Annotated in this window: 5 protein-coding genes; 2 read left to right on the top strand and 3 right to left on the bottom strand. The window is 71.1% G+C overall.

Annotation, left to right across the window (positions count from 1 at the left end; genetic code table 11):
* Window positions 1–139 precede the first annotated feature (139 nt).
* On the bottom strand, window positions 140–940 hold the full coding sequence (locus tag ABT342_RS37780) for an EI24 domain-containing protein (RefSeq protein WP_351584045.1): 801 nt from the start codon (window positions 938–940) through the stop codon (window positions 140–142).
* Between the two features lie 135 nt (window positions 941–1,075).
* On the opposite strand from ABT342_RS37780, the gene ABT342_RS37775 reads away from it, so the two are divergent.
* Window positions 1,076–3,664 (top strand): M14 family zinc carboxypeptidase, encoded by a 2,589-nt coding sequence (locus ABT342_RS37775; protein WP_351584042.1) that lies wholly within the window; start codon window positions 1,076–1,078, stop codon window positions 3,662–3,664.
* A gap of 172 nt (window positions 3,665–3,836) precedes the next feature.
* On the opposite strand, the gene ABT342_RS37770 is transcribed toward ABT342_RS37775, so the two are convergent.
* Window positions 3,837–4,259 (bottom strand): organic hydroperoxide resistance protein, encoded by a 423-nt coding sequence (locus ABT342_RS37770; RefSeq protein WP_351584039.1) that lies wholly within the window; start codon window positions 4,257–4,259, stop codon window positions 3,837–3,839.
* A 64-nt stretch (window positions 4,260–4,323) separates the two neighbouring features.
* The gene (locus tag ABT342_RS37765) at window positions 4,324–5,355 is read right to left on the bottom strand and encodes an NADP-dependent oxidoreductase (protein ID WP_351584036.1); all 1,032 of its coding nucleotides are present in this window, start codon (window positions 5,353–5,355) and stop codon (window positions 4,324–4,326) included.
* Between the two features lie 90 nt (window positions 5,356–5,445).
* Between ABT342_RS37765 and ABT342_RS37760 the strand changes: the two genes are divergently transcribed.
* The gene (locus ABT342_RS37760; RefSeq protein WP_351584034.1) at window positions 5,446–5,934 is read left to right on the top strand and encodes a MarR family winged helix-turn-helix transcriptional regulator; all 489 of its coding nucleotides are present in this window, start codon (window positions 5,446–5,448) and stop codon (window positions 5,932–5,934) included.
* Window positions 5,935–6,180 lie beyond the last annotated feature (246 nt).

The following is a 6,180-nucleotide window of genomic DNA, read 5'->3' as shown; positions in this document are numbered from 1 at the left end:
ACAGCCGCAATCTCGTCCGGAGTCACGCCCTCTCAACGCAACACCGAACCAGAAGGACACGCTCAACCACACCCGACCTGACCAAGCCCTACTAGGGCCTGTCCGGTGGATCAGGCCGGACAGGACCTCAGGGCGCGGACTACCAGGTGGCCGGCTTGTCGAAGGCGGGGCGGCCGGCCGCGGGCACGGGCGCGGGCCCGCCCTGAGGTGCCGTCAGGTCGCGTACGAGCAGCGTCGCGCCCGCCACCGCGCCCGGCATGAGGAAGACCGCGACCACGGGGACGAGGAAGGCGAGGGCGAGCGGCACACCGAAGCCGAGCGTGAGCATGCGGCGGCCGCGCAGCAGCGCGAGGCGCTGCTTGAGCTCGACGCCGCGCCGCTGGAGCGCCACGGCGGTGAGCTCCTCGGCCAGGAAGAAGCCGGAGACACAGAACCCGAGGACGGGGATCACGGTCTGCCCGATGACCGGGATGAACCCGAGCGCGAAGAGCAGCACACCGTACAGCGCGACGCGCAGCACGATCCGCAGACTGTCCCGCGCGGAGATCCACAGCTCACGCCAGAGCGGCAGCCCGGACTCGGGCACGTCCCCGCCCTCGCTGCGGTCGACCTGCTCGGAGAGCGACTCGTAGAACGGCTGGCCGATCAGCAGGGTGACGGCGGTGAAGGTGATCACGGCGAGGAACAGGCCGAAGACGAAGACCAGCACGGTGAGGAAGCCCCGGAAGACGCCCAGCAGCCACGAGGACCAGTCGTCGGCGAACGGTGTGGCCCAGGCCACCAGGTCGTCGGCGCCGTAGGCGAGCCCGATGAGAGCGCCCGCGTACAGCACGAGGGTGACCAGTCCGGGCAGCAGCCCGAAGCCGAACGACCGGCCGTTCCGGCCGACCCACCGCTGGCCCTGCACCAAATAGCCGAAGCCCACCCTGAGATCACGCATGTCGTACATGCTATCGGGCCGCCGGACCATGACCCTCCGGCGGAGTGGCCGCATCCAATACCCCCTTGTTGCGGGAGTGTTGAACCGGTAGACCCTGCGTATTGATCACTTCCGAACCACCGGAGGTACGTACGTATGGGAAAGACCGGATCCGCATGGGTCGCCACCGCGACCACTGCCGTCCTCGGCGCACTCCTTCTCGCCCCCGCCCACGCCGTCCCCGCCCACGCGGCCGGCGCCCCGCCCGGACCGGGCAGCCCGCATCCGCCGGTACGGGAGGGCGGGAAGGACACCACACCGTTCTCGGGGCCGCCTGCCCAGGCATCGGGCGAGGCCCGGGAGGGTGCGGCACAAGGCGCGACACCTGGCGCGACAGCGGGGCTGCGCAAGGAGGGCGGCTATCCGCGGCGGACGCCGCTGACGCCGCCGCCCGTCAACCCCGCCGACAAGTCGATCAAGCTGGGCCTCGCCCCGTACCACTCCCTGGCACCCCGCCTGAACGACCTCCAGCGCCTCGGCGACCGGGTCAGCGTCGAGGTCGCCGGGCGCTCGGCCGGCGGCCACGAGCTGTATCTGGTCACCGTGACCGCCCCGGAGAGCGCCCGGCAGGCCGGTGACCAGGAGCGGATGCGCGAGCTCATCGAGAACCGGCCGGCCACGGCCGCCAAGGACCCGCGCGTGAAGGCCGCGTACAAGACGCCGGTCTTCATCAACAACAACATCCACGGAAATGAGTGGGAGGGCACGGACGCCGCCCTGAAGCTCATCGAGGAGCTGGCGAAGGCGAAGGACGCCCGCACCGCCGATCTGCTCGCCAAGCACCGGATCTATCTGAACGTGACCGCGAACCCGGACGGCCGCATCGCCGGCACCCGCGCCAACGGCAACGGCTTCGACCTCAACCGGGACTTCATCACCGGATCGCAGCCCGAGGCGCGCGCCATCCGGCAGATCGCCATCGACAAGCAGCCCGCCGTGATGCTCGATCTGCACGGGTACGTCAACGGCACCCTGATCGAGCCGACGACGCCGCCGCACGGCGAGAACTACGAGTACGACCTGTTCCTCAAGAACGCCTACGCCAACGCCCTGGGCATGGAGAAGGCGGTCAACGGACTCGGATACACGGAGGCGAAGGACGGGGTCCGTCCGGCCGTCATCCCGTTCCGGGACGAGAAGGAGGGCTGGGACGACTGGCCGCCGGTCTTCACCCCGCAGTACATGCCGTTCCAGGGCGCGGTGGCCTCGCACACCATCGAGTTCCCGATGGCGGTGAACAACGAGGAGTACGACTCCCTGCCGGTCGCCGAGCTGCGCCGCCGCTCCGCGATCAACACGGACATCGCGGGCGCGGCGATGCGGGCCGCCCTCGACTACACGTACAGCCGCCGTTCGTCCGTGCTCGCCGACCAGATCGAAACGTTTCGGCGGAGTGCGGCGGGCGAGGCGCAGCGGCCCGTTTCGGAGCAGACCGTGCCGGGCGTGCCCGGAATCGGCCCCGAGGACGTGTACACGACCACCTTCCCGCGCGCGTACGTCATCCCGGCGGGACGGGGACAGCAGAGCGCTGTCGCCGCCGCCCGGCTGGTGGACCATCTGGTCGCCAACGACGTACGGGTCGAGCGGGCACGCTCGGGATTCCGGCTCGCGGGGCGCGCGTATCCGGCCGGTTCGTACGTCGTCGACATGCACCAGCCCAAGCGCGGTATCGCCAATGTGATCCTGGCCGAGGGGCGGGACATCAGCGCGGACGTGTCGACCATGTACGACATCTCGGGGTGGAGCCTCGGGCTGCTGTGGGGCGCGACGGTCGACAAGGTCGCCCGGGGTGAGCTGCGGGTGGACGGCCGGCCGGTGCTCGCCGCCGCGCCGACCGGGTACGTGGCACGCCACGGCGACCTGCGGCTGCGCCTGGACGACCCGAAGGAGCTGGCGGCCGTGAACGCGCTGCTCGCGCAGGGCGTCGCGGTGCGCCGTACGGCGGACGGGGCGGCGATCGTGCCGGGCTCGGCACGGGCACGGGCTGAGGTGCTCGCGGAGCGGTACGGGGTGGTGTTCGCGGCCACGAAGGAGCGCGGGGTCGCCCCGCTGAAGCGCACCCGCGTCGCGGCGGCGCTGAGCGCCGGCGAGCTGTTCGCGCTGCGCGAGATGGGCTTCGACGTGGTGCCCGTGTCGACCGCGGTGCTCAACGGGGGCTTCGACTGGTCGAAGGCCGGTGTGCGGGCGCTGTACGTGTCGGCGGGGCTGGAGTACGGAGAGCTCACGCCCGCCGCCCGCGCCGCGCTGCGGACCAGCGGTGTGGGCGTCGTCGCGGTCGGCCCCGAGGGTGCGGCGTTCAACGCCGCGGCGGGGCTGCTCGCGGCGAAGGCGGTGGCGGGCAACGGCGACGCCAACGGTGTCGTACGGGTCACGAACGCGGGTGGCGCGCTGACCGGCGGCGCCCCGGCGCACAGCTTCGTCTACTCGCCGCTGTGGTTCACGGGCCTCGGCGCGGGCGTCCGCGTCGAGCAGTCGTACGGCGGCGGCAACCCGCTCGTGTCGGGCCACTGGCGCGTGGACGGGAACGGCACGGGCGGCCCGAAGGACGCGGCGGGCCGGGCGGCGGTCGTCAGCGGCAGGGCGACGACGGGCGCTCCGGTGGTGCTGTTCGGCACGGAGCCGCTGTTCCGGGACCACCCGAAGGGGGTGTTCGCGCAGGTGGGGCGGGCACTGCTGACCCGGTGACGGGATGACGGGATGAACCGAGGGCCGCACCCCGGTCGGTCGGGGTGCGGCCCTCAGCCGTGCGGCGGCCGTACGGCGGCGGTGTTCAGCCGTGCTCGGCCGGGCGTCGGCGCTCAGCCGGGCGTCGGCCGTGCCGCGGTCGTGCCGCGGTCGTGCCGCGGTCGTGCGTGGCTCAGATGGCCAGGTCGACCGTGATGTTGCCGCGGGTGGCCTTCGAGTACGGGCACACCTGGTGGGCCTTCTCGATCAGGTCCTTGGCCGTGGCGTCGTCCACGTTCGGGATCGACGCGGAGATCTTGACGATGATGCCGAAGCCCTCGTCGTTCTTGCCGATGCCGACCTCGGCGGTGACCGTCGAGCCGGAGATGTCGGCGTTCTCCTGGCGGGCGACGACGCCGAGGGCACCCTGGAAGCAGGCGCTGTAGCCGGCGGCGAAGAGCTGCTCCGGGTTGGTGCCCGCGCCGGAACCGCCCATCTCCTTCGGCGGGTTGACGACGACGTCGAGCTGGCCGTCGTTGGTGGCGACGCGGCCGTCACGGCCGTTCTCCGCGGTGGCGACGGCGGTGTAGAGGACGTCGGACTGCTGGATAGGCATGTAAGAGTTTCCTCCTGTGGTGCGCCGCGACTCGCGCCCACGATCGCGGCGGTGTGGGTCGAGACTACCGGTCGCCCTGCTGATCGAGAGAAACGATCATCTTTCCGGTGTTCTCACCGCGCAGCATGCCGAGGAAGGCGTCCACGCCGCTCTCGATGCCCTTCACCACGGTCTCGTCGTACTTCAGCTCGCCGGAACGCAGCCAGCCGCCGACCTCCTGGACGAACTGGGACTGGAGCGCGGCGTGATCGCGGACCAGCATGCCCTGGAGGCGCAGGCGCTTACCGATGATCATCATCATGTTGCGCGGTCCGGGGACCGGCACGGTGTCGTTGTAGCCGGCGATCATGCCGCAGAGGGTGGCGCGGCCGTGCGGGTTGAGCACGGAGATCGCGGCCTCCAGGTGGTCGCCGCCGACGTTGTCGAAGTAGACGTCGATGCCGTCGGGGGCGGCCGCCCGCAGCTGGTCGAGGACCGGGCCGTTCTTGTAGTTGAACGCCGCGTCGAAGCCGTACTCCTCGACGAGCTTCCTGACCTTCTCGTCCGAGCCGGCCGAGCCGATGACCCGCGAGGCGCCCTTCAGCTTCGCGATCTGGCCGACCTGGCTGCCGACGGCACCGGCGGCGCCGGAGACGAAGACCGCGTCGCCCTCCTTGAAGGAGGCGGTCTCCAGGAGGCCGGCGTAGGCGGTGAGCCCCGGCATGCCGAGGACGCCGAGGTAGGCGGAGAGCGGGGCGAGCGAGGCGTCGACCTTGGTGGCGTGCCCGGCCTCCACCTCGGCGTACTCGCGCCAGCCGAGGAAGTGCAGGACGTGGTCACCGACCGCGAACCCCTCCGCGTTCGAAGCGATGACCTCGCCGACCGCGCCGCCTTCCATGGGCTGGTCGAGCTGGAAGGGCGGTACGTACGACTTCACGTCGTTCATCCGGCCACGCATGTACGGGTCGACCGAGAAGTGCAGGTTCCGGACGAGGATCCGGCCCTCGCCCGGCTCGGTGACCGGGGCCTCGCGCAGGGCGAAGTCCTCCGGAGTGGGCCAGCCATGGGGGCGGGCGACGAGGTGCCATTCACGGCCGGCGGAGGGGAGAGCGGACATGGGCTTGCCTTCCTAGAAAAGCTTCAGGTTCTGAAACAACCATGCGCCTGAATATTTCAGGTTGTCAAGTATCTGGGTATGCTGGTGGGCATGTCCGCCCCACGAAACGATCCCGGCAGCGCTCCTGTGTCCGTGCCCGTGTCCGTTCCCACTCCCGTGCCCGTGCCCGTCGCGGACGCGCTGACCCTTGAGGTCGTTGAACTCATCGGCACCGTCGTGGCCCGCTACCACGAGGAGTACGAGTCCGCCGCGGCCCGGCATGCCCTCACCGGCGCGCAGGCCCGGGTCCTGGCGCTGCTGGCCCTGGAGCCCACGCCCATGCGCCGGATCGCCCAGAAACTGAAGTGCGAGCCGTCGAACATCACGGGAATCGTGGACCGGCTCGAGACCCGCGGCCTCGTGGAACGCCGCCCGGACCCGTCCGACCGCCGCGTGAAGATCGCCGCCGCCACGGAGGAGGGCCGCATGACCGCGACCCACCTGCGGTCGTCGCTGGGGTTCGCACGGGAGCCGCTGGCGGGGCTGTCGGAGGAGGAGCGGGGGATGCTGCGGGATCTGCTGAAGCGGATGCTCGGGTAGGGGGTGGAGGATGGGGATGGGGCCGCTGCGCGGGGCTTTCTCCCCGCCCCGCCCCTTCCCGATAACTGGGGGCTTCGCCCCCAGACCCCCGTACGGCCTTCGGCCGTGTCCTCAAACGCCGGACGGGCTGCAAAGGAGCCCCGCTGGGGTCCCCCCCCCATTACCTTCTTGGTGGTCCCGCAATGGGGCGCCCGGCCTCCGGAGTTGGCATGACTTTCTCCCCCTGTCGAACGCATGGCCTGGGGG

This window comes from Streptomyces sp. NPDC000410 (genome assembly GCF_040300305.1).
Taxonomy (GTDB): Bacteria; Actinomycetota; Actinomycetes; order Streptomycetales; family Streptomycetaceae; genus Streptomyces.
This window is presented reverse-complemented; position numbering and strand designations above follow the sequence as displayed.